Annotated in this window: 19 protein-coding genes and 1 pseudogene; 10 read left to right on the top strand and 10 right to left on the bottom strand. The window is 63.8% G+C overall.

The features are described from left to right. Nucleotides 1-83: 83 nt before the first annotated feature. Nucleotides 84-1,664 (top strand): aldehyde dehydrogenase (NADP(+)), encoded by a 1,581-nt coding sequence (locus OZ911_RS10835; protein WP_023047307.1) that lies wholly within the window; start codon nt 84-86, stop codon nt 1,662-1,664. 31 nt (nt 1,665-1,695) lie between these two features. Here OZ911_RS10835 and OZ911_RS10830 read toward each other — a convergent pair whose 3' ends face one another. Beyond that, nucleotides 1,696-2,562, bottom strand: a complete 867-nt coding sequence (locus OZ911_RS10830; RefSeq protein ID WP_016486106.1) for a LysR substrate-binding domain-containing protein — start codon at nt 2,560-2,562, stop codon at nt 1,696-1,698. 112 nt (nt 2,563-2,674) lie between these two features. Here OZ911_RS10830 and phnD point away from each other — a divergent pair, with 112 nt between their 5' ends. From phnD to OZ911_RS10800, 6 genes and pseudogenes are all read left to right on the top strand, one after another. Then, a complete protein-coding gene (phnD, locus tag OZ911_RS10825) occupies nt 2,675-3,544 on the top strand; it encodes a phosphonate ABC transporter substrate-binding protein (protein ID WP_083283747.1) in 870 nt (289 codons plus the stop codon). Continuing rightward, nucleotides 3,541-4,341 carry a phosphonate ABC transporter ATP-binding protein gene (gene phnC / locus OZ911_RS10820; protein ID WP_016486104.1) on the top strand — a complete coding sequence of 267 codons (801 nt, stop codon included), beginning with the start codon at nt 3,541-3,543 and terminating at the stop codon, nt 4,339-4,341. Before phnD ends, phnC begins: the two co-directional genes overlap by 4 nt. After that, entirely contained in the window at nt 4,338-5,156 is an 819-nt protein-coding gene (gene phnE, locus OZ911_RS10815) for a phosphonate ABC transporter, permease protein PhnE (RefSeq protein ID WP_016486103.1), read from the top strand. The genes phnC and phnE overlap by 4 nt, the downstream gene beginning before the upstream one ends. A gap of 193 nt (nt 5,157-5,349) precedes the next feature. Continuing rightward, the gene (psrA, locus tag OZ911_RS10810; protein WP_023047304.1) at nt 5,350-6,459 is read left to right on the top strand and encodes an iron-containing alcohol dehydrogenase PsrA; all 1,110 of its coding nucleotides are present in this window, start codon (nt 5,350-5,352) and stop codon (nt 6,457-6,459) included. 128 nt (nt 6,460-6,587) lie between these two features. Then, a pseudogene (locus OZ911_RS10805) lies at nt 6,588-6,773 on the top strand (LysR substrate-binding domain-containing protein); the annotation flags it as partial. A 189-nt stretch (nt 6,774-6,962) separates the two neighbouring features. Then, entirely contained in the window at nt 6,963-7,898 is a 936-nt protein-coding gene (locus tag OZ911_RS10800; RefSeq protein ID WP_016486100.1) for a LysR family transcriptional regulator, read from the top strand. On the opposite strand, the gene OZ911_RS10795 is transcribed toward OZ911_RS10800, so the two are convergent. Next, nucleotides 7,868-9,079 (bottom strand): MFS transporter, encoded by a 1,212-nt coding sequence (locus tag OZ911_RS10795; RefSeq protein ID WP_095114874.1) that lies wholly within the window; start codon nt 9,077-9,079, stop codon nt 7,868-7,870. The two genes, OZ911_RS10800 and OZ911_RS10795, sit on opposite strands and share 31 nt — an antisense overlap. 194 nt (nt 9,080-9,273) lie before the next feature. On the opposite strand from OZ911_RS10795, the gene OZ911_RS10790 reads away from it, so the two are divergent. Then, a complete protein-coding gene (locus OZ911_RS10790) occupies nt 9,274-10,647 on the top strand; it encodes an 8-oxoguanine deaminase (protein ID WP_070086755.1) in 1,374 nt (457 codons plus the stop codon). A gap of 121 nt (nt 10,648-10,768) precedes the next feature. Further along, on the top strand, nt 10,769-12,274 hold the full coding sequence (locus OZ911_RS10785; protein ID WP_023047301.1) for a nucleobase:cation symporter-2 family protein: 1,506 nt from the start codon (nt 10,769-10,771) through the stop codon (nt 12,272-12,274). A gap of 48 nt (nt 12,275-12,322) precedes the next feature. Here OZ911_RS10785 and OZ911_RS10780 read toward each other — a convergent pair whose 3' ends face one another. Next, on the bottom strand, nt 12,323-13,054 hold the full coding sequence (locus OZ911_RS10780) for an SDR family oxidoreductase (protein ID WP_023047300.1): 732 nt from the start codon (nt 13,052-13,054) through the stop codon (nt 12,323-12,325). A 122-nt stretch (nt 13,055-13,176) separates the two neighbouring features. Between OZ911_RS10780 and OZ911_RS10775 the strand changes: the two genes are divergently transcribed. Further along, nucleotides 13,177-13,953, top strand: a complete 777-nt coding sequence (locus OZ911_RS10775) for a LysR family transcriptional regulator (RefSeq protein WP_023047299.1) — start codon at nt 13,177-13,179, stop codon at nt 13,951-13,953. A gap of 28 nt (nt 13,954-13,981) precedes the next feature. Here OZ911_RS10775 and OZ911_RS10770 read toward each other — a convergent pair whose 3' ends face one another. The 7 genes from OZ911_RS10770 to OZ911_RS10740 form a co-directional block, all read right to left on the bottom strand. Then, nucleotides 13,982-15,394: an MFS transporter gene (locus tag OZ911_RS10770; RefSeq protein ID WP_024717939.1), complete on the bottom strand. Its 1,413-nt coding sequence runs from the start codon at nt 15,392-15,394 to the stop codon at nt 13,982-13,984. Nucleotides 15,395-15,489: 95 nt separating this feature from the next. Next, entirely contained in the window at nt 15,490-15,927 is a 438-nt protein-coding gene (aroQ, locus tag OZ911_RS10765; protein WP_023047298.1) for a type II 3-dehydroquinate dehydratase, read from the bottom strand. A 3-nt stretch (nt 15,928-15,930) separates the two neighbouring features. After that, entirely contained in the window at nt 15,931-16,749 is an 819-nt protein-coding gene (gene aroE, locus OZ911_RS10760; protein ID WP_023047297.1) for a shikimate dehydrogenase, read from the bottom strand. Next, nucleotides 16,746-17,978 (bottom strand): CaiB/BaiF CoA transferase family protein, encoded by a 1,233-nt coding sequence (locus OZ911_RS10755; RefSeq protein ID WP_023047296.1) that lies wholly within the window; start codon nt 17,976-17,978, stop codon nt 16,746-16,748. Before OZ911_RS10755 ends, aroE begins: the two co-directional genes overlap by 4 nt. Then, nucleotides 17,975-18,430, bottom strand: a complete 456-nt coding sequence (locus OZ911_RS10750) for a MaoC family dehydratase (protein WP_031311769.1) — start codon at nt 18,428-18,430, stop codon at nt 17,975-17,977. The genes OZ911_RS10755 and OZ911_RS10750 overlap by 4 nt, the downstream gene beginning before the upstream one ends. Beyond that, nucleotides 18,427-18,825 carry a VOC family protein gene (locus OZ911_RS10745; RefSeq protein WP_016486090.1) on the bottom strand — a complete coding sequence of 133 codons (399 nt, stop codon included), beginning with the start codon at nt 18,823-18,825 and terminating at the stop codon, nt 18,427-18,429. The genes OZ911_RS10750 and OZ911_RS10745 overlap by 4 nt, the downstream gene beginning before the upstream one ends. Continuing rightward, nucleotides 18,822-19,769 carry a ketopantoate reductase family protein gene (locus tag OZ911_RS10740; RefSeq protein WP_016486089.1) on the bottom strand — a complete coding sequence of 316 codons (948 nt, stop codon included), beginning with the start codon at nt 19,767-19,769 and terminating at the stop codon, nt 18,822-18,824. Before OZ911_RS10740 ends, OZ911_RS10745 begins: the two co-directional genes overlap by 4 nt. Nucleotides 19,770-19,805 lie beyond the last annotated feature (36 nt).

Here is a 19,805-nt window from a genome sequence, read left to right as displayed (position 1 = left end):
CGATCCGCATTAATCATTATTCAGCCCCCCGTTCGCGCCCTACAGTCTCAGCGCAACGACTGTCATTGCCAACGGGAAACGAAATGTCCATCGAACATCGCCTGAACCATATCGCCGGCCAACTCAGCGGCAACGGTGACGTACTGCTGAACAGCGTCGACGCCCGCACCGGTGAGCCGCTGCCATACGCCTTCCACCAGGCGACCGGCGACGAAGTAGAGGCCGCCGTGCAGGCCGCCGAGGCCGCCTACCCGGCTTACCGCAGCACCAGCCCGGCCCAGCGTTCCGCCTTCCTCGACGCCATTGCCAACGAGCTGGACGCACTGGGTGACGATTTCATCCAGCATGTGATGCGCGAAACCGCGCTGCCCGAAGCCCGCATCCATGGCGAACGCAGCCGCACCAGCAACCAACTGCGGCTGTTTGCCGAGGTGGTTCGCCGTGGCGATTTCTACGCCGCACGCATCGACCGTGCCCTGCCCCAGCGTACCCCGCTGCCGCGCCCGGACTTGCGCCAGTACCGAATCGGCGTGGGCCCGGTGGCCGTGTTCGGCGCTAGCAACTTCCCGCTGGCGTTCTCCACCGCTGGCGGTGACACCGCCTCGGCGCTGGCCGCTGGCTGCCCGGTGGTATTCAAGGCACACAGCGGGCACATGCTCACTGCCGCCCATGTGGCTGCCGCCATTGACCGCGCAGTAGCCAGCAGCGGCGTGCCGGCAGGCGTGTTCAACCTGATCTACGGTGCCGGTGTGGGCGAGGCGCTGGTCAAGCACCCGGCCATTCAGGCGGTCGGTTTTACCGGCTCGCTGCGCGGTGGCCGCGCCCTGTGCGACATGGCGGCAGCACGCCCGCAGCCAATTCCGGTGTTTGCCGAAATGAGCAGCATCAACCCGGTGATCGTACTGCCCCAGGCGCTGCAAGCCCGTGGCGAGCAAATAGCCGGCGAACTGGCCGCCTCGGTGGTGATGGGCTGCGGGCAGTTCTGCACCAACCCAGGCCTGGTGGTGGGCATCCGGTCGCCGCAGTTCGAGCATTTCGTGCAAACGCTGGCTGCACGCATGGCCGACCAAGGCCCGCAGACCATGCTCAACGCCGGCACCCTGCGCAGCTACCAGAACGGTGTACAGCACCTGCTGGCGCACCCGGGTATCCAGCACCTGGCCGGGCAGCCACACACCGGCAACCAGGCCCAGCCGCAGCTGTTCAAGGCAGACGTAAGCCTGCTGCTGAACGGCGACCCGCTGCTGCAGGAAGAAGTGTTCGGCCCCACCACCGTAGTGGTGGAGGTCGCCGATGCCAAGCAACTGGCCGAAGCGCTGAACCACCTGCAGGGCCAGCTGACCGCCACCCTGATTGCCGAGCCTGACGACCTGGCGGCCTATGCCTCGCTGGTGCCGCTGCTGGAGCGCAAGGCCGGGCGCCTGCTGCTCAACGGCTACCCGACCGGGGTGGAGGTGTCGGATGCGATGGTGCATGGCGGGCCTTACCCGGCCACCTCCGACGCACGCGGCACCTCGGTCGGTACCTTGGCCGTCGACCGCTTCCTGCGCCCGGTGTGCTTCCAGAACTACCCCGATGCACTGCTGCCGGATGCGTTGAAAAACGGTAACCCGCTGGGGATTGCGCGGTTGCTCGATGGCGTGGACAGCCGCGACGCGGTGTGACACGGCGGATGCTGAGCAGGCACGGTGCAACTTAGCCGTGCCAGGCTTGCAGGCAACGCTGAAACGACGCAATGACCTGGCTGCACTGCCGATCCGCCAGGCAATACAGGTAAGTCTCTGTGTACACCGGGTCGTGCGCAATGCGGATCACCTTCAAGCGCGGGTCGGCAATGTATTCCGCCTCGGACACCGCACCAATGCCGATGCCACGGATCACCGCCTCGCGCAGCGCCTCGCGGCTGCCGATTTCCATGGCGATGCGCGGTGTTACCTGCGCCGCTTCCAGCGCGTTGTCCAGCGCCAGCCGCGTAGTCGAACCCTGCTCACGGCGCAGCAACGGCTGCCCCTGCAGCGCTTGCAGCGGCACCTGATCGTGGCGGGCGAAGGGGTGATCGGCGCGGGCGAACAGGATGACCGGGTGCCTGGCATAACGTTGTGCGACAAACGCCGGGTCATGGTGCAGCCCCGCCAACACACCGATATCGGTCACATAGCCCTGCAGGTCGGCCAGCACTGACGCAGAGTTGCCCACGCGGATGGACACGTCGATCTGTGGGTACGCCTGCCGGTAGCGGTCGACCATTTCGATCACATGAAACGGCCCCACTGCACCGATCTTCAGCTCACCCCGGTTGAGCTGGCCACTGTCGCGCAGCAGGCTGGTCGCCTCGGCTTCGAGCATCGACATCTGCTGGGCAATGGGCAGCAAGGCACGGCCAACTGCGGTCAGCTCGATGCGCCGACCGCGGCGGTGGAACAACTCGACATCAAATTCGCGTTCCAGCCCCTGGATCTGGTTGGTCGCGGTCGGCTGGCTGAGGCCGATGGCCCTGGCCCCAGCGCTGAAGCTGGCGTGCCGGGCCACGGCAAGAAAGGTGCGCAGGCGAGCGGTAGACATCCATAGATCCTTTGAATGGTTGGCTGGCCAAACGCATATTGAATTGATGCTGTGACTGTCACATGACAGCCCTAACGTTGGCGCTACCGACAACAACCACTCCGGTACTGCCATGACGCCCTTCCCGAAACTGTTGCGCTGTGCCCGCCTCGCCCTGCTGCCACTGCTGCTCGCCCCCGCCGTGCAGGCGCAGCAGGTGCTGACCGTCGGCCTGATCCCGTCGGAAGACTCCCAGGCCATGATCAAGAGCAGCCAGCAGGTGCTCGACCAGTTGCAGGCGCGCCTGGGCATGCCGGTCAAGCCATTCGTCGCGACTGACTACAACGGGGTGATCGAAGCCCTGCGCGCCGGCAAGCTGGACGTCGCCTATCTCGGCCCGTTTTCCTACGTACTGGCCAACCAGGTCGCGGGGGCCGAAGCCTTTGCCGTGGCGGTGACCAAAAAGACCGCCAGCAGCGCCTACCACAGCCTGATCATCGCCCGCCGGGACAGCGGCATTCGTACGCTCGACGACCTCAAGGGCCACACCTTCGCCTTCGTCGACCCCAGCTCGGCCTCCGGCCACCTGTTCCCCAAGGCCGGCCTGGAGCACGCTGGCCATGATCCGAAAACCCTGTTCTCACGGGTGATCTTCTCCGGCTCGCACGATGCCAGCATTCTCGCCGTGGCAAACCGCAAAGTTGATGCGGCGGCCGTGGCCGACCGTATCCTGGCCGGGGCTGTGAACAACGGGCAGGTTCAGCAACAGGACTTCCAGGTGGTGTGGACCTCACCGGACATTCCCGAGTCACCGATGGTCTGGCGCAACAACCTCGACCCCGAACTGCAGGCCAAACTGCGCACCGCCTTTGCCGGGATCAAGGACGTGCCATGGGGCGACCAAGGCATGCTCAATGGCTTCCAGCCGACCACTGACGAGGCCTACAACGTGGTTCGTGACACCGCCAAAGTGCTCGACCTCGACCTGCGGAGCCTGAAATGATCCGCATCCGCCAGCTGACCAAGGGCTACGCCGACAACCCGGTACTGCGCGGCATCGATCTGGATGTTCAGGCCGGTGAATTCGTGGTGATCCTCGGCCAGTCCGGCGCCGGCAAGTCGACCCTGCTGCGCTGCATGAACCGGCTGGCCCAGGCCGACACCGGGGAGCTGCAAGTGGCCGGGGTAAACGCCATGCGTGCAGCCGACCAACGCGCGCTGCGCCGGCAGGTCGCGATGATCTTCCAGCATCACAACGTGGTGCCGCGGCTGTCGGTGCTCAAGAACGTGCTGACCGGCCGTCTTGGCCACTGCAGCACCCTCGCCTCGCTGTTGCAGCTGTTCCGCCGTGACGACGTGACACTGGCCCTTGATTGCCTGCGCCGGGTCGAGCTTGAGCACAAGGCCGGGTCGCGCACCGATGCGCTGTCTGGCGGGCAGATGCAGCGGGTGGGTATCGCCCGTGCGCTCGCCCAGCGACCACAGGTGATTTTGGCCGACGAACCGGTGGCCAGCCTCGACCCGAACACCGCACATGTGGTGATGCAGTACCTGCGCGAAACCAGCCGCACGCTCGGCATTACCGTGGTGTGCAACCTGCACCAGGTGGAACTGGCGCGGGCATTCGCCGACCGCATCGTCGGCCTGGCCAACGGGCGCCTGGTATTCGACGGCCAACCCGGTCAGTTGGACGAAGCCGCACTGCAGCACATCTATCACACCCCATCAGCCAATGAGTCTGCGCAGGCAATGGCTGCACCACGGCCAATGCTGGCCACGGGCACAGGAGCCTCGGCATGAACACGCAGAGCCATCAATGGCTGGTCAACACACCCACTCGCGCCCGTGGCTGGCTGGGCACTGGCGCGCTGTTAGTGGCGATCGTCCTGGTGCTGCAGTGGAGCGCTGAAGGGGCACAGCTAAGCTGGGGCGAGCTGGCCAACGGGCTGCCACAGATCGGGGATTTCCTTGGCCGCTCGCTGCCGCCAGACCTGAGCATAATGCCCAGTCTGTGGCGCCCGGCCCTGGAAACCCTGCAGATCGCGCTGTGGGGCACCCTGCTGGGGATCGTGCTCGCCGTGCCGCTGGGCTTTCTGGCCGCGCGTAACCTGCATGGCAACCGCTGGCTGTACCAGGGCACCCGGCAGCTGCTGAACGTGATTCGCAGCATCAACGAGCTGATCCTGGCCCTGGTGTTTGTCTCGGCGGTAGGCCTGGGGCCCTTTCCTGGCGTGCTGGCCCTGGCGCTGCATGGTGTGGGCATGCTCGGCAAGTTCTTTGCCGAAAGCATCGAGGAAATCGACCAAGGGCCCATTGAAGCGCTACAGGCCACCGGTGCGCGGCCACTGCAGGTGATCGCCTTTGGCGTGCTGCCGCAAGTGATCACCGCCTGGATCGCCGTGGTGCTGTATCGCTTCGAGGTGAACCTGCGTTCGGCTACGGTGCTGGGCATGGTCGGTGCCGGTGGCCTGGGCTTCGAACTGGTCAGCAGCCTGAAGCTGTTCAAGTACCAGGAAACCGCCACTTGCATCTTGGTCATCACCCTGATGGTGGTGCTCGCCGATCTGCTCTCCAACCGCCTGCGGCACGCCATTCAGGGCAACGCCCGCCACTGACGCGTCGCCCAACCACCCCTTGCCGCGTGCGCCCGGTTGGCGCGCGACGGGCAGACCATGCCTGGAGTTCAAGCCCATGCCCCTTGCACCAGCTATCGGCTCAACCGATAGCCCCCTGCAATCAATCGATTGGATCGAAACCTGCCCGCCGACGAGCATGGCTGCACCTTCCAACAACACTAAGGAACTGCCCATGCCTGCCTGCTTCCACAACCCGGTCACCACCATTTTTGGCGGTGGCAGCCTGGATCAGATCGCCCAACACTGCCCCGGCAAGGTCGCCCTGGTCACCTTCCCCGAGGCCGAACAGCTCGGACTGGTCGCGCGGGTACGCAGCCTGCTGGGCGAGCGACTGGTGTGTGTGATCGACAAGGTGCAACCCAACCCGGATGTCGCCTGGCTGCGGGGTGTGCACGAAGCGTTCTGGGCACGGCACGGCGACTGCGATACGGTGCTGGCGCTGGGCGGAGGCAGCGCCATCGATACCGCAAAGGCGCTGATCGTCGGTACCGCTTCTGGCCACTTCGATGAACTGCTCGAGCTGCTGGCCAGCGGCAAACCGTTCACCCCGGCGCGACACAAGACCCTGGTAGCAGCACCCACCACCGCTGGCACCGGCAGCGAGGTGACGCCATGGGCCACCTTGTGGGACGCCGGCCAGCAGAAGAAGTACTCGCTGCACCTGACCTGTACATGGCCCAGCGTGGCGCTGATCGACCCGGAACTGATGCTCAGCGTCCCGGCCGGGGTGACGGTATCCACCGGGCTGGATGCCTTGTCCCACGCGCTGGAATCGATCTGGAACCACAACGCCAATCCGCTTTCCGACACCTTCGCCCTGTCGGCCATCGACGATATTCTCGACTGCCTGCCACGCCTGCAGCAGGACCTGGGCAACCGCGAGCTGCGGGCACGCATGGCGTTGGCTGCACTGAAGGCCGGGCTGGCCTTTTCCAACACCAAGACCGCTTTGGCTCACTCCATTTCCTACGAAATGACCTTGCGCCATGGCCTGCCCCACGGCATCGCCTGCTCCTTCACCCTGCCGTTGGTGCTGGGCCTGGCCTGGGGCCGTGATGCAGAGCGTGACCAGACCTTGCAGAAGGCCTTCGGCCGCGACCTGGCAGCGGCCCAACAGCGCTTGCGAGCATTTCTCCATCAGCTGGGCGTGCGCACTGAATTTGCAGACTATGGCGTGACAGCCGCCGAGGCCGAGGCGATGATCGACGCCGCAATGCAGGGCGCCCGCGGGCGCAATTTCATCGGCGCGCAAGCCGCCGGACATTTCGCGTTTTTCCTGTAGCACCTTTCAAGAGTGCCGACTCGCCGTGCCCCGTGGGCCGGCGCCAGAGAACAAAAGGAAACCGTCATGAACCGTGCACAAACCCTGACTGGCGCGCTGCACAGCACAATGCCGTTTCGCCTCGCGCAATGGCGCGCTACCCGCAAATCGAACTGGAGACGTCGTTCGGCAGCGAAGCCGGGACACTGGAGCGGGTGTACAACTTCGACATCGACCTGGCCATCTTGGCCCTGTTGGAGTTCGACCAGCGCCTGAGCACCCGGCTTTACCGCAACTACCCGATTCTGGCCGTGGTTAACCGGGCTGGCGCGTGGAGAAATGCCGCAGGGCAGTTGAACCTGACGGCATGGCCCGGTTTGCCTGCGAACAACGCGTCATCTGTTTCGCGGGCAAACCTGCTGCTGCACGAAGGGCTGATACACATACGCCATTGATGAAATTTCCTTGTCAGCATTCAATATGCTCCACTGACAATGGAAATAAATTCATCAAAAAGGCCGGTCATGCACTCCTCCGAACGCCTCAAAGGCATTGATGTATTCGTTGCCGTCGCTGATCTGGGCAGCTTCACGGCAGCCGCAGAGCGGCTCAGCCTCACCAGTTCGGCCATCAGCAAAAGCGTGGCCCGGCTCGAGGCCCGCCTGGGGGCACGCCTGTTCAACCGCACCACACGCACCTTGTCGCTCAGCGAGGCTGGCGTCATCTTCTACCGCACCTGCACCTCGGTCCTGGCCGACCTGGAAGAGGTTGAGCACGCGCTGGTCACCCGCGACAACGAACCCCATGGCAAAGTCCGCATAGAACTGCCAGCCTCATACGGCCGCCTGCATGTGCTGCCGCTGATCCTTGACTTCATTCGCCTGCACCCTTTGCTGCAGCCGCACGTGTCGTTTTCTGACCGCTTCGTCGACCCGGTACACGAGGGCATCGATATCGTGGTGCGCATCGGTGGCCCGGATGCCTGGCCGGCGGCGCTCGGCCACCAGTATTTTGGCGCCCAGCGCCTGATGTTCTGTGCCGCACCCGCCTACCTGGAAAAGCACGGCGTACCGCAAGACGAACGCGACCTTGAACACCACCACTGCGTCGGCTACGGGCATACCGACGGCAGGGTCAGCCCCTGGTTCTTCAAGGGCCGCCAAGCTGGCGAAATGGAACGCCGCACCGTACAGCCGCGCATCGCGGTAGGCGACGGCGAAGGGGAAGTTGCAGCGGTGCTGGCCGGTCATGGCATTGGCCAGCTACCTACCTGGCTGACCCAGCAACACCTCGATCAAGGGCGCCTGGTCGAAGTGTTGCCCGCGCTGGCCACCGACGGCCTGCCGATGAACCTGGTGTGGCTCAAAAGCCGCGAGGGGCTACCCAAGGTCCGCGCGCTGCTGGACTACCTGCTGCCTCGGCTGGCGCCTCATGGTACGCGGGCAAGCGATGCGCGCTGATGCGCAAGGCTGGCGACCAGCGGCACAAGCCCCAGCGCTACCAGTGCCACGCCTGCGGCAACATAGCCCAGGTATTCGATACCCAGGCCAGGGATGGTCAAGCCACCGAGTACAGCGCCCAAGCCAATCCCCGCATTGGCCGCGGACACATTGGTGCTACCGGCCAAAGCTTGGGCATGCGTCACAGCACCCATCACCCGCACCTGGCTGACGGGGTACAGCGCCGTGTTGGCCACACCCCACACCCCCAGTGCCAGGCAGAACACCAGACCTGCATGGGCCAACGGCACGATTGCCGCCATGCCGATGGCCAGCAGCACCAGAAACAGCGCCGTCGCCCTGAGCGGTGAACGGTCCACCGCCCGCCCACCCATCCAGTTGCCGAGCAGGCCCACCGCGCCAAAGCCCATCAGCCACCAACCGGTGTGCGCGGGTGGTACACCCGCCACCCGCTGCAGCAGCTCGGCCAGGTAGCTGTAGCCTGTGAACATCGCGGTGAACACCACCACCGAAAGCAGCACATTGGCGAGGAAAAAGCGCTCTTTGAAAATGCGTGCCTGCTGCATGAAGTCGACTTTTGCCGCGCGTGCAACGTGCGGCATCCACACCCACATGGCCAGTGCCATCAGCAACGACAGGGCGGCCAGTACCCAGAATGCGCCACGCCAACCCACGGCATTGGACGCCACGGTGCCCAGCGGAATACCCAGCAACATCGCCGCCGAGATGCCCAGGTACACCTTGGAAATGGCTTGCCCTGCTTTATCAGGCTCGGCCAACTGGCCGGCCGTTTCACTGGCCGTGCCCCAGAACACCGGCAACGCCAGTGCCGGCACGACCCGCGCGATGGCCAGCACCCAGAAACTGGTCGAGGCCGCAGCCAATGCATTGGCTGCGGCAAATACCAGCAGAATGGTGATGAATAACCGCTTGCGGTCCAGGTGCGCCAATGCCGCCGTCAGGAATGGGCCGGCTAGCATCACAGTAAAGGCAAACAGCGTGACCAACTGGCCCGCCATCGAAATGGAAACCCCCAGGTCCTGGCTGAGCGCGGGCAACAAGCCGACAATCAGGAACTCGGTGGTGACGATCAAAAAGGCCGAAAAGGCAAGGATCGCGACGCTGATTGCAGCAGTACGGCCGGTGGCAGTAGCCCCAAGGCGGGGTTCAAAAGCAGACATCAAAACAGGCTCCAGAAAAGATGCTGCCAGTCTATTGGTAAATAAAATTCCTATTTTTGGTTATTTTTCACGAATTGAATGAATCAAGATCATCAATTGCAGTTGAATGTATACAACTTACAGGTTTCCTGATTACATTATCCCTCGCCTACGACCTCGGTAATCGCCAAGGCGTATTGCAACGGGCTTAAGCCATGTTATCTGCAACCGGTAAGCAAACCCTCCTCGTCAAAAACGCCGCACTTCTGGTCACCATGGACGGCGAACGCCGCGAGATCAAGAATGGCGGCCTGTACATCGAAGACAACCTGATCACCCAGGTCGGCCCCACTGACACCCTGCCACAACAGGCCGACGTGGTCCTCGACATGGCCGGCAAAGTGGTCATCCCAGGCCTGGTCAACACCCACCACCACATGTATCAGAGCCTCACTCGCGTGGTGCCGGCAGCCCAGGACGGTGAGCTGTTCAACTGGCTGACCAACCTGTACCCGATCTGGGCGCGCCTGACCCCTGAGATGATCGCGGTGTCGACCCAGACCGCCATGGCCGAACTGATCCTGTCGGGCTGCACCACCTCCAGCGACCACCTGTACATCTACCCCAACGGCTGCAAGCTGGACGACAGCATCCACGCCGCCGCCGAGATCGGCATGCGCTTCCACGCCGCGCGCGGCAGCATGAGCGTGGGCCAGAGCCAGGGCGGCCTGCCGCCGGACGCGGTGGTGGAAAAGGAAGCTGACATCCTCAAGGAATCCCAACGCCTGATCGAGGACTACCACGATGCCAGCCACGGCTCGATGCGCCGCATCGTGGTAGCACCCTGCTCACCCTTCTCGGTCAGCCGTGACCTGATGCGCGAAGCCGCCGTGCTGGCACGCCACTATGGCGTGTCGCTGCACACTCACTTGGCTGAGAACGTGAACGACATCGCCTACAGCCGCGAAAAGTTCGGCATGACCCCTGCCGAGTACGCCGAGGACCTCGGCTGGGTCGGTCACGACGTATGGCATGCCCACTGCGTGCAGCTCGACCAGCACGGCATCGAGCTGTTCGCCCGCACCGGCACCGGCGTCGCCCACTGCCCATGCTCGAACATGCGCCTGGCCTCGGGCATTGCCCCGATACGCAAGATGCGCGACCACGGCGTACCGGTGGGCCTTGGGGTCGACGGCTCTGCCTCCAACGACGGCGCCAGCATGATCGGTGAAGTGCGCCAGGCCCTGCTGCTGCAGCGGGTAGGCTTCGGCCCCGACGCCATGACCGCCCGCGAAGCGCTGGAAATCGCCACCCTCGGCGGCGCCAAGGTGCTCAACCGCAACGACATCGGCGCCCTGGCCCCGGGCATGGTCGCCGACTTCGTCGCCTTCGACCTCGGCCACGTCGCCTATGCCGGTGGCCACCACGACCCGCTGGCGGCACTGGTGTTCTGCACCCCGACCCAGGTGCACACCAGCGTGATCAACGGCCGCGTCGTGGTGAAAGACGGCCAGTTGGCCACCGTCGACCTGCCACGCGTGCTGGAGCGCCACAACCAGCTGGCACACCAGTTGGTCAGCGGCAACTGATGGACCCGGGCTGCTGCGGCCAAGACCGGTTGCAGCAGCCCACGCCTCCCACTCAAAACTCAACGAATGCGACTGAGACCGTGCTGTTAGACGCATAAAACAATAAAGCGAGCTACTCACCATGACTTCTCCCGCTTCCCCTCGTCCCGAAGACGAGAACCTCGGCGTGGGCGCCAACCTGGCCTATGGCCTGCAACATGTGCTGACCATGTACGGCGGCATGATCGCCGTACCGCTGATCATCGGCCAGGCCGCAGGCCTCAGCGCTGGCGATGTCGGCCTGCTGATTGCCGCCTCGTTGTTCGCCGGTGGCCTGGCGACATTGCTGCAGACCTTGGGCATTCCCTTCTTCGGCTGCCGCTTGCCGCTGGTGCAGGGGGTTTCCTTTGCCAGCGTCGCCACCATGGTTGCGATCATCGGCAATGACGGCACCGGCGGCATGCAGGTGGTGTTCGGCGCGGTAATCGTGTCATCACTGGTCGGCCTGCTGATCACGCCGCTGTTCTCGCGCATCATCAGGTACTTCCCACCGCTGGTGACAGGCATCGTCATCACCACCATCGGCCTGACCCTGATGCCGGTTACCGCGCGCTGGGCCATGGGCGGCAACAGCCAGGCCGCCGACTTCGGCAGCCCGGCAAACATCGGCCTGGCGGCGTTCACCCTGGCCTCGGTACTGCTGCTGAGCAAGCTGGGCAGTGCCAGCCTGTCGCGCCTGTCGATCTTGCTGGCAATCGTGATCGGCACGCTGGCCGCGATGGCCACCGGCATGGCCGATTTCTCCCAGGCGCTGCAAGGGCCGTGGGTGGCCATGCCCGAAGTGCTGCACTTTGGCGCCCCGCAGTTCCAGGTAGCAGCGATACTGTCGATGCTTATCGTCATTGTGGTGACCATGGTGGAGACTTCGGCAGACATCCTGGCCGTAGGTGAAATCATCGGCACCCCGGTGGACTCCAAACGGCTGGGCAATGGCCTGCGGGCCGACATGATCTCCAGCGCCTTGGCGCCGTTGTTCGGCTCGTTCACGCAAAGTGCCTTCGCGCAGAACGTCGGCCTGGTCGCCGTGACAGGGGTCAAGAGCCGCTACGTGGTGGCCAGCGCCGGCCTGATCCTGGTCACGCTGGGGCTGCTGCCGGTCATGGGCAGACTGGTGGCCGCGGTACCTACCGCCGTACTCGGTGGTGCCGGGCTGGTGCTATTCGGCACGGTCGCAGCCAGCGGCATCCGCACCCTGGCCCAGGTGGACTACCGCAACAACATGAACCTGATCATTGTCGCCACCTCGATCGGCTTTGGCATGATCCCGATCGCGGCGCCGGGCTTCTATCACCACTTCCCGACCTGGTTCGAGACCATTTTCCACTCCGGCATCAGCTCGGCGGCGATCATGGCGATTCTGCTCAACTTGCTGTTCAACCACCTGCGCGCCGGCAACTCCGACCAACAGTCGGTCTTTGTCGCTGCCAGCGAACGCACCCTGCGCTACCGGGATATCGCCGGGCTGAATGAAGGTGATGTGTTCCGTGATGGCAAGCTGTATGACCGCCATGGCAACGAGGTGCCGATCATGGAGCCTGATGAGGGGCATTTGAAACCGGTCAAGGTGCCAGTGGCGCACATGCACTGACAGCACATCTCTAAAGCCTGGCGCGGCCTTATGTCGCGATCGGGCCAGTCATTGCTGCTGGCGGGTAGCGCACACCACGATTTCGCGGATGCACACGGACTGCGGCTGGCCATAGGCGAAACCGATGGTCTCGGCAATGGTCTCGGCCGTGAGCACCCCGCCCATCTCCTGCTTCCAGTCGTTGTAGCCTGCCTTGATGGCGGCATCGGTCGTGTGGCTGAGCAGTTCGGTGTCGACTGCGCCCGGCTCGATGGTGATTACCCGCACGTTGCTCGGGGCCAGTTCTTCACGCAGGTTTTCCGACAGGCCGGTTACGGCGAACTTGGTCCCGACGTAGGCGACATGGTTGGGGAAGGCCTTGCGCCCGGCCACGGAACTCACGTTGATGATGGTGCCCTGCCTGCGCTCGACCATGCCACTGGCGACCGCATGGATCCCGTTGAGCAGGCCACCCACGTTGACGTCGAGCATACGGTCCCACTGCTCTGGGTCCTGGGTAGCGATATTGCCCAGCAGCATCACGCCGGCATTGTTGATGATCGCGTCTACCGGGCCGAAGCGCGTCTCGGCTTCAGCAACGGCTGCCAGCACAGCCGCGCGGTCGGTGACATCGACCGCCAGCGCCAGGCTGTTGGGCAGCTGCAGTTGTTGCATGGGTGCCAGACGGCGGGACAGCAGCAACAGGGCGTGGCCACGGCTGGACAGCAGCTTGGCGGTGGCCAGGCCGATGCCGGAGCTGGCACCGGTAATGACTACCAAAGGTTTATGGGTGTGGGTCATGGTCGCCATCCTGTTATCCGATTTGCCTATGGGTCAGAAGTAGAGCAAGTATAAAAGCTGCTTTTTCTTGCGAAAAATGGGAAATTCTTTTCGCAGCCATCGGCATCACTTATGGGTACCTCATGGATTATCGCCAGCTTCGCGCCTTCATCGCCGTGTTCGAAGAACGCAACATCACCGCCGCCGCGCGTTCGATACACCTCAGCCAACCGGCGCTTTCCGGTAGCATCAGGGCACTGGAGCAGGCGCTGGGCACCACGCTGTTCGTGCGCCAGGCCCGCGGCGTCGAGGTGACCGAGGATGCCCGCGCGCTGTACCCCGAAGCGCAGCGCATGGTCGCCGACGCCAACCGCCTGCTCGGCCGTTTCAAAGGCGATCGTGAACGTGCGCCGTTGCAGATCGGTGTGGGGCAGGACGTGAGTGCCGCTGTGCTGGGCCAGGTGGTGCTGGCAGCGGCGGGCATTCAGCCCCCGGTGCGCCTGCAACTGGTGAGCGGCTGCATGGGCGAGGTGCGGCTGGCCAGCGAAGAACTGCGCTGTGAAGATGAGTTGTTTCTGCCGCTGCACAGCGACCCGTTCGTGCTCGCGGTTGCGCACCAAACAACAACTACTCAAGCGCGCTGGGTCACCTGCCCTGCACAGCCCAGCCATCAGCGCCTGCAACCTTTCTACAGCGGTATTCTGGTCGCAGAAGCAGACACCTTTGCCCTGGCTCTGGAGCTGGTTGCCGCAGGCGTGGGTGCCGCGATCGTGCCGGAGTCACTTGCCACCGAACACCGCGGTGTGCGCATCGAGCCAATGCCGCAGCTCGACCTGCGCCGGCGTATCGGCCTGTGCTACTCGGCCCAGGCGCTGACGCTTGACGGCGTCATTCAGTTGCGCGATGCCTTGCAGGGTTGAGTGACCGGTACCGGCCCTGTCGCTGGTCTCAGGTGCGCAGCACCTGTTCCCCGGCGTTGCGCGGCAAGCGAATGGCATCGGCCAACGCCACACAGGCAATCAAGGCAACGCCAATCAACGCCCAGTGGAAGTCGCTGACCGTCAACCCGCCTTCGCCGCCCCGCACCATCATCGCCACACGCAGCAGCAATGCCACCACCGCAACACCCAACGCCATCGCCAGCTGGAAGCACATGCTGAATAACGTCGACGCCTCGCCCATCTGCTGCTTGGGCACTTCGGCAAAGCCGACGGCGTTGTAGGTGGTGAACTGCATCGAGCGCGAAAGCCCGCCCACGAACAACACCACGGCCATCCCGTACCACGGCATGCCTTGCTGCAAGCCCAGGCAAGCCAGAATGCAACCAACGCCAATCAGCCCGTTGACCAGCAACACGCGGCGGAAACCATAGCGGCGCAGCAAGCCGGTGGTAAACGGCTTCATCGCCAGGTTGCCAGCGAAGATCGCCAGTACCAGCAGCCCGGCATCCACCGGCGACAAGCCGAAACCAATCTGCAGCAGCAACGGGATAAGGAACGGCAAGGCACTGATCGAGAGGCGGAACAAGGTCCCACCCACGATGCTGACCCTGAACGTGGGGATAGACAAGGTATCCAGTGGCAAAAGCGGCGATGGATGCCGCTGACAATGGCGAATCGCCAACCAGGTAAGCAAGCCGCCCAGCGACACCAGTGCCAGCCCGGCGCCCAGGCTACCCCCCGCCAGAGAGCCAAGCATTTCCAGGCCGACCAGCCACGCTGCACATGCCGACGCCAGGCAAACGAACCCCAGCGTGTCGAAGCGGCGCTTTTCAGCTGACCGCGCATCAGGAATCAGTAGCCAGGCCGCCGCAATGGCCAGCAACCCGAGGGGGATGTTCAGGTAAAAGATCCAGGGCCACGACCAATGCGTGACGATCAGGCCGCCAAGCGGTGGGCCCAATACTGGCGCCACCAGGCCAGGCCAGGTGATTACCGCGAGCATTCTCACCAGGTCTTTTTTCTCGGTTGTGCGCAGCACCACCAACCGGCCCACCGGCACCATCAGCGCACCTCCAATGCCCTGCAGTACCCGAGCCCCGACAAAGGTTTCCAGGCTGGGGGCCATACCGCACAGCAACGAAGCCACGGTAAACAGCCCGATGGCGCCAGCAAAAACCCGTCGCGGGCCATAACGGTCGGCCACCCAGCCACTGAGTGGGATGAACACCGCAACGGCCAGCAAGTAGGCACTGATGCCGATATTCAGGCTGACCGCGCTTTCACCGAAGTCACTGGCCATTTGCGGCAGTGCCGTGGCAATCACGGTGGCGTCGAGGTTTTCCATGAAGAAGGTGATAGCGACCAGCAAGGCAATGCAGGTAGCGTGGCGGGAGGTATTGGTCACTGCCGGGCTAGACACGGTAGAGTTCCTTCGGGTCGGTGATGCATCATGGGCTTTTGAGCGCACCCTGTGGGCACGGACATGCCCACGCCCACAAAAGTCGATGCCTTGGCTCAAAGCATGCGCATGGCCGCACGCAACGCCAGCAGGTAGGTCTCTACGCCAAAGCCACAGATCTGCCCCCGCACCACGTCGGCAAACACCGAATGGTGCCGGAACGGCTCCCTGGCATGGATATTGGACATATGTACTTCTACCACCGGCGCTTCGAGAATGGCCAGTGCGTCGCGAATACCATAGCTGTAATGCGTCCACGCCCCGGCATTGATCAGCACCGCATCCACCCGTTCTTCAAACGCCTGGTGGATTCGCTCGCACATGGCGCCTTCGAAGTTGGTCTGGAAGCTCTCGACCCGCGCCCCCAGTTCCTCGCCCAGCGCACGCAAGGCCTGGTCGATATCGGCCAGCGTGGCCGTACCGTACTGGCGCGGGTCGCGTTTGCCGAACATGTTGTGGTTGATGCCGTGCAGCATCAGGACATTGGCGACCATGCCTTACTCCAGCGGGATCGTCAGGCGATCAATCACCGCACGCGTATCGGGCCGCACCCCGCGCCACCAGGCAAACGCTTCTGCCGCCTGTTCGACCAGCATGCCCACGCCGTCGGCCAGGTGCGTCACACCCCGCTCCCCGGCCAGGCGCAGGAAAGGCGTGAGGCCTTTGCCATACGCCAGTTCGTAGGCCAGCCGCGTGCCGCCAAGTACCCCGCCAGGTAACGGCGGCTGTTCACCGACAAGGCTGGCAGAAGTGGCATTGATCACGATGTCGAACGTTTGCCCTTCCAGCGCTTCGTAACGGCTGATACGCAACCTTGGGTGATCCAGCTCGTTGCGCAGCACCAAGGCTTTGCTCATGTCGCGATTGGCAAGTACCAGCTCGCTGGGCCCAGCCTGCAGGAAGGGCAGTAACGCGCCACGAACCGCACCACCGGCGCCGAGCATCAGCACCCGACGGTTGCGCAGCGGCTCACCGAGGTTCTCTTCGATATCCCGCAGCAAGCCGATGCCATCGAAGTTCTCGGCGAAGATATGGCCATCCTCGAACTTTAGCGCATTGGCCGCCCGCGCCAGCTCAGCCCGCTCGCTGCGCCGGTCGGCAAGCTCGAAGGCGCGCAGCTTGAATGGCGCTGTGATATTCATGCCCCGCCCGCCAGCACTGCAAAATTGCAGCACCTGGGTCTCGAAACCCTCGAGCTCGCCCTCGATCGCGCCGTACTCCAGGGTCTGACCGCTGGCCTGGGCAAACAGGCCGTGGATCAACGGGGATTTAGTGTGGTTGATCGGTCGGCCAATCACTGCATAGCGGTCGCTCATCGTGCATCTCCGTGGGTGAACAGCACACCGGCCGCTTGCATGGCGGTGATTTCTTCGGGACTGAAGCCAAGCCCCGCAGCGACCTCGGCATTGTGCTGGCCAAGGTCCGGGGCAACCTGATGGATCGTGGTATCGCAGTCAGAAAAGCGGAACGGCAGATTGGGCAGGCGCAAGGTGCCGTAGCGCGGGTGCTGCTGTTCGATGACCATGTTGCGAGCCTGAATCTGCGGATCGGCCAGCACTTCATCAATGCGTTGCACTTTGGCGCTGGGAATGTCGATGCCATCGAGCAGTTGCAAGATGTCGGCGACCCGACGCACGCCGACCCAATCCCGGACTACCGCCAGAATCGCCTCGCGATGTGCATTGCGGCCATTGAGCTTATGGTAGCGGCCATCGCTACCGAACCCAGGCGGGCCGCCATTGGCCTCGACCATGGCGGCGAAGCGCTGCCAGGCGTCGTCGACCTGAGCGGCGATGACCAGGTCGCCATCGGCTGCGCGGAAGACGCCATACAGGGTCGAGGTCGGCATGTCATGGCCGGTCTGCTCGGGTAGCACTGTGCCCTGCGACAACGTGTAGCACTGCACCGCATACTCGTGCATCGACACCAGCGTGTCGTACAGGGCCATGTCGATATGTTGTCCGCGTCCAGAGCTGACCCTGCCCAGCAGCGCCGCGTTGATCGCCGCTACAGCATGGATACCGGTGTACATGTCGCCAAGGGAAATGCGCAGCAACGGCGGCGCTTCGCCCGGCACGCCAACCATCTGCATGATGCCGCTCTTGGCTTCGGCGATCAGCCCGAAGCCGGCGCGGTGGGCATCAGGCCCGGTGTGGCCGTAGGCGGAGATCGAGCAGTAAACCAGACGCGGGTTACGCGCCGACAGCTCGGCATAACCAAGGCCAAGCTTGTCCAGGGCACCTGGACGATAGTTCTCGATGAACACGTCGGCCGAATCAGTCAGGCGTTGCATGAAGGCTTTGCCACGCGGGTCCTTCATGTTGACGCTGACGCCCTGCTTGCCCATGTTCAACTGCAGGAAGTAGCCGCTCTGCTGCTCGTCCAGGGTAAACGCATGCTGGCGCCCGGCATCGCCGCTGCCCGGCCGTTCGACCTTGATCACCTCGGCCCCCAGCGCGGCCAGGCAGCGGCCCACATAAGGGCCGGCGAGGAAGTGGCTGTAGTCGATGACGCGGATACCCGCCAAAGGCAACGCCTGGCTCATGCTTCTGCCCTCCTTGGCACCATCAGGCGGTGCTCACCGCGCTGCACGACTTCGCCATTCTGGTTGATCAGTTCCGACGGCAAAACCACGATGCCCCAGCCCGGGCGACTTTTGCTGGGACGCATCGCCCCCACGCGCATGCGTACCTGCAGCACATCGTTGACCTTGATCGGCAGTACGAAATCCCACGTCCAACCCAGCGACATGCCTGGCACGAAGCGGTATTGGCATTGGGTCTTCAAGCCATCGGCGATCGACAACCCGAACAAGCCGTGGGCGACCAGGCAGCCGAAATGGCTGGCATTGGCGTATTCCTCATCGACATGGACCGGGGTGTGGTCGCCGGTAAGGTCGGCGTAAGCCAGGATGCGCTCGCGGGTTACCGTGTAGGTGGGGCTGAGGCATTCATCGCCTTCGCGGGCATCGTCCCAGAATTTCTCCACTACGCTCATGCCGATACCTCCGCACGCGGGTCGATGGCCAGTGCCTGGGCGACGCAAGTGGCCGGCGAGGCCTGGATGAACTCAACTGCCAAACCGTCCGGCAGGCGCAGCCAGTTGCGGCCCTGAGGCATTTCGCTGACGCCGAAGCGCTGGGCTGCGGCAAGGGCGGCTTCGAGGTCCTCGCACATGATGCCCAGGTGGGCCATGCGCCCCTCCGGCCCGGCGAAGTCAGGCTGGTGAATGAACTGCAGGCCGCCCAGCGTCCAGTACTGCGTGGGCTGCTCGACATCGCCCTGCGCTTCTCGCAGGGCCATACCGCACACTTCGTTGAAGAAACGGATATGCCACTGAATGTCGCGCACCCAGAAGGCAACGTGTTCGAGGTAGGCTTTCGGCTGGCTCATGGGTTATCCCTTTTCTGGTGATCGGCCATCGCGCGTTCAATGCCCTTGATACAGGCCACCAAGGTCGCGTTGACGGGGGTGGCAACGCCATGGCGCTGGCCCCAGCGCACGACGGAGCCGTTGATGAAGTCGATTTCGGTGATCGAGCCTTTTTCCAGGCTCTGCAGCATCGAGGTACGGAAGCTTGCCGGCAGGCCCTCGGCGGCCAGTGCCCATGCCGCATCTGGGCTGGTAAGGCCCAGCCTGATACCGGCCCGTTGTGCAACGGCCATTGCCTCGGCCACGGCAGCCTTGGCGGTGCTCTCGAGCAACGGTTCGCTGTACAGCTGGCCATAACTGAGCATGGTGATACCGCTGAGCGCGCCGGTTGCGACATTCACCAGTAACTTGTCCCACATGGTGCCGAGGATATTGTCACTGACCGTGGTGGCCAGCCCCGCAGCATTGAAGGCCTCGGCGATGGCCTGCACGCGAGGCGTCAGTTGCCCGTCCAATTCACCGATGTAAGTGTGCTTACCCGCCACGCCAGCTCGGATCGAACCCGGTGCCAACAACACACCGCCGACATAGGTTTTGCCCGCCAGTACTCGCGCTCTGCCGACGACCTCGGCCAGAATGTCTTCATGCCCGAGGCCGTTCTGCAGCGACAGTACCAGCGTCTGCGGCCCGAGCAGGGCTGTGGCACCGCCCATCGCTTCAGCGGTGTGGAACGACTTCACCAACACTACGACCAGGTCAACCACGCCCACGTCGTTGGCAGCGGTGGTGGCATTGACACGTACTTGCCGCTCGCCGTGTTCGTCCTGTACCTGCAAACCGTGCAGGTTGATGGCTTCGACATGCTCACGGCCACGGTTGAGCAGCCAGGTTTGGTGCCCGGCCTCACTCAACGCCGCGCCAATAGCGCAGCCCAGGGCACCGGCACCCAGAATGCAGATTTTCAAATCGCAGACCTCCTGTGGTTTGCGATTACCTTATGC

This window comes from Pseudomonas fortuita, from assembly GCF_026898135.2.
GTDB classification, from domain to species: domain Bacteria; phylum Pseudomonadota; class Gammaproteobacteria; order Pseudomonadales; family Pseudomonadaceae; genus Aquipseudomonas; species Aquipseudomonas fortuita.
Note: the sequence above shows the minus strand (reverse complement) of the source record. Positions and strands in the feature narration are given on the sequence as shown.

Bases quoted from the DNA above. Each gene is read 5' to 3' on its own strand.
- OZ911_RS10835 (WP_023047307.1), top strand. From the start codon at position 84: ATGTCCATCGAACATCGCCTGAACCATATCGCCGGCCAACTCAGCGGC.
- OZ911_RS10830 (WP_016486106.1), bottom strand. From the start codon at position 2,562: ATGTCTACCGCTCGCCTGCGCACCTTTCTTGCCGTGGCCCGGCACGCC.
- phnD (WP_083283747.1), top strand. From the start codon at position 2,675: ATGACGCCCTTCCCGAAACTGTTGCGCTGTGCCCGCCTCGCCCTGCTG.
- phnC (WP_016486104.1), top strand. From the start codon at position 3,541: ATGATCCGCATCCGCCAGCTGACCAAGGGCTACGCCGACAACCCGGTA.
- phnE (WP_016486103.1), top strand. From the start codon at position 4,338: ATGAACACGCAGAGCCATCAATGGCTGGTCAACACACCCACTCGCGCC.
- psrA (WP_023047304.1), top strand. From the start codon at position 5,350: ATGCCTGCCTGCTTCCACAACCCGGTCACCACCATTTTTGGCGGTGGC.
- OZ911_RS10800 (WP_016486100.1), top strand. From the start codon at position 6,963: ATGCACTCCTCCGAACGCCTCAAAGGCATTGATGTATTCGTTGCCGTC.
- OZ911_RS10795 (WP_095114874.1), bottom strand. From the start codon at position 9,079: ATGTCTGCTTTTGAACCCCGCCTTGGGGCTACTGCCACCGGCCGTACT.
- OZ911_RS10790 (WP_070086755.1), top strand. From the start codon at position 9,274: ATGTTATCTGCAACCGGTAAGCAAACCCTCCTCGTCAAAAACGCCGCA.
- OZ911_RS10785 (WP_023047301.1), top strand. From the start codon at position 10,769: ATGACTTCTCCCGCTTCCCCTCGTCCCGAAGACGAGAACCTCGGCGTG.
- OZ911_RS10780 (WP_023047300.1), bottom strand. From the start codon at position 13,054: ATGACCCACACCCATAAACCTTTGGTAGTCATTACCGGTGCCAGCTCC.
- OZ911_RS10775 (WP_023047299.1), top strand. From the start codon at position 13,177: ATGGATTATCGCCAGCTTCGCGCCTTCATCGCCGTGTTCGAAGAACGC.
- aroQ (WP_023047298.1), bottom strand. From the start codon at position 15,927: ATGGTCGCCAATGTCCTGATGCTGCACGGCATCAACCACAACATGTTC.
- aroE (WP_023047297.1), bottom strand. From the start codon at position 16,749: ATGAGCGACCGCTATGCAGTGATTGGCCGACCGATCAACCACACTAAA.
- OZ911_RS10755 (WP_023047296.1), bottom strand. From the start codon at position 17,978: ATGAGCCAGGCGTTGCCTTTGGCGGGTATCCGCGTCATCGACTACAGC.
- OZ911_RS10750 (WP_031311769.1), bottom strand. From the start codon at position 18,430: ATGAGCGTAGTGGAGAAATTCTGGGACGATGCCCGCGAAGGCGATGAA.
- OZ911_RS10745 (WP_016486090.1), bottom strand. From the start codon at position 18,825: ATGAGCCAGCCGAAAGCCTACCTCGAACACGTTGCCTTCTGGGTGCGC.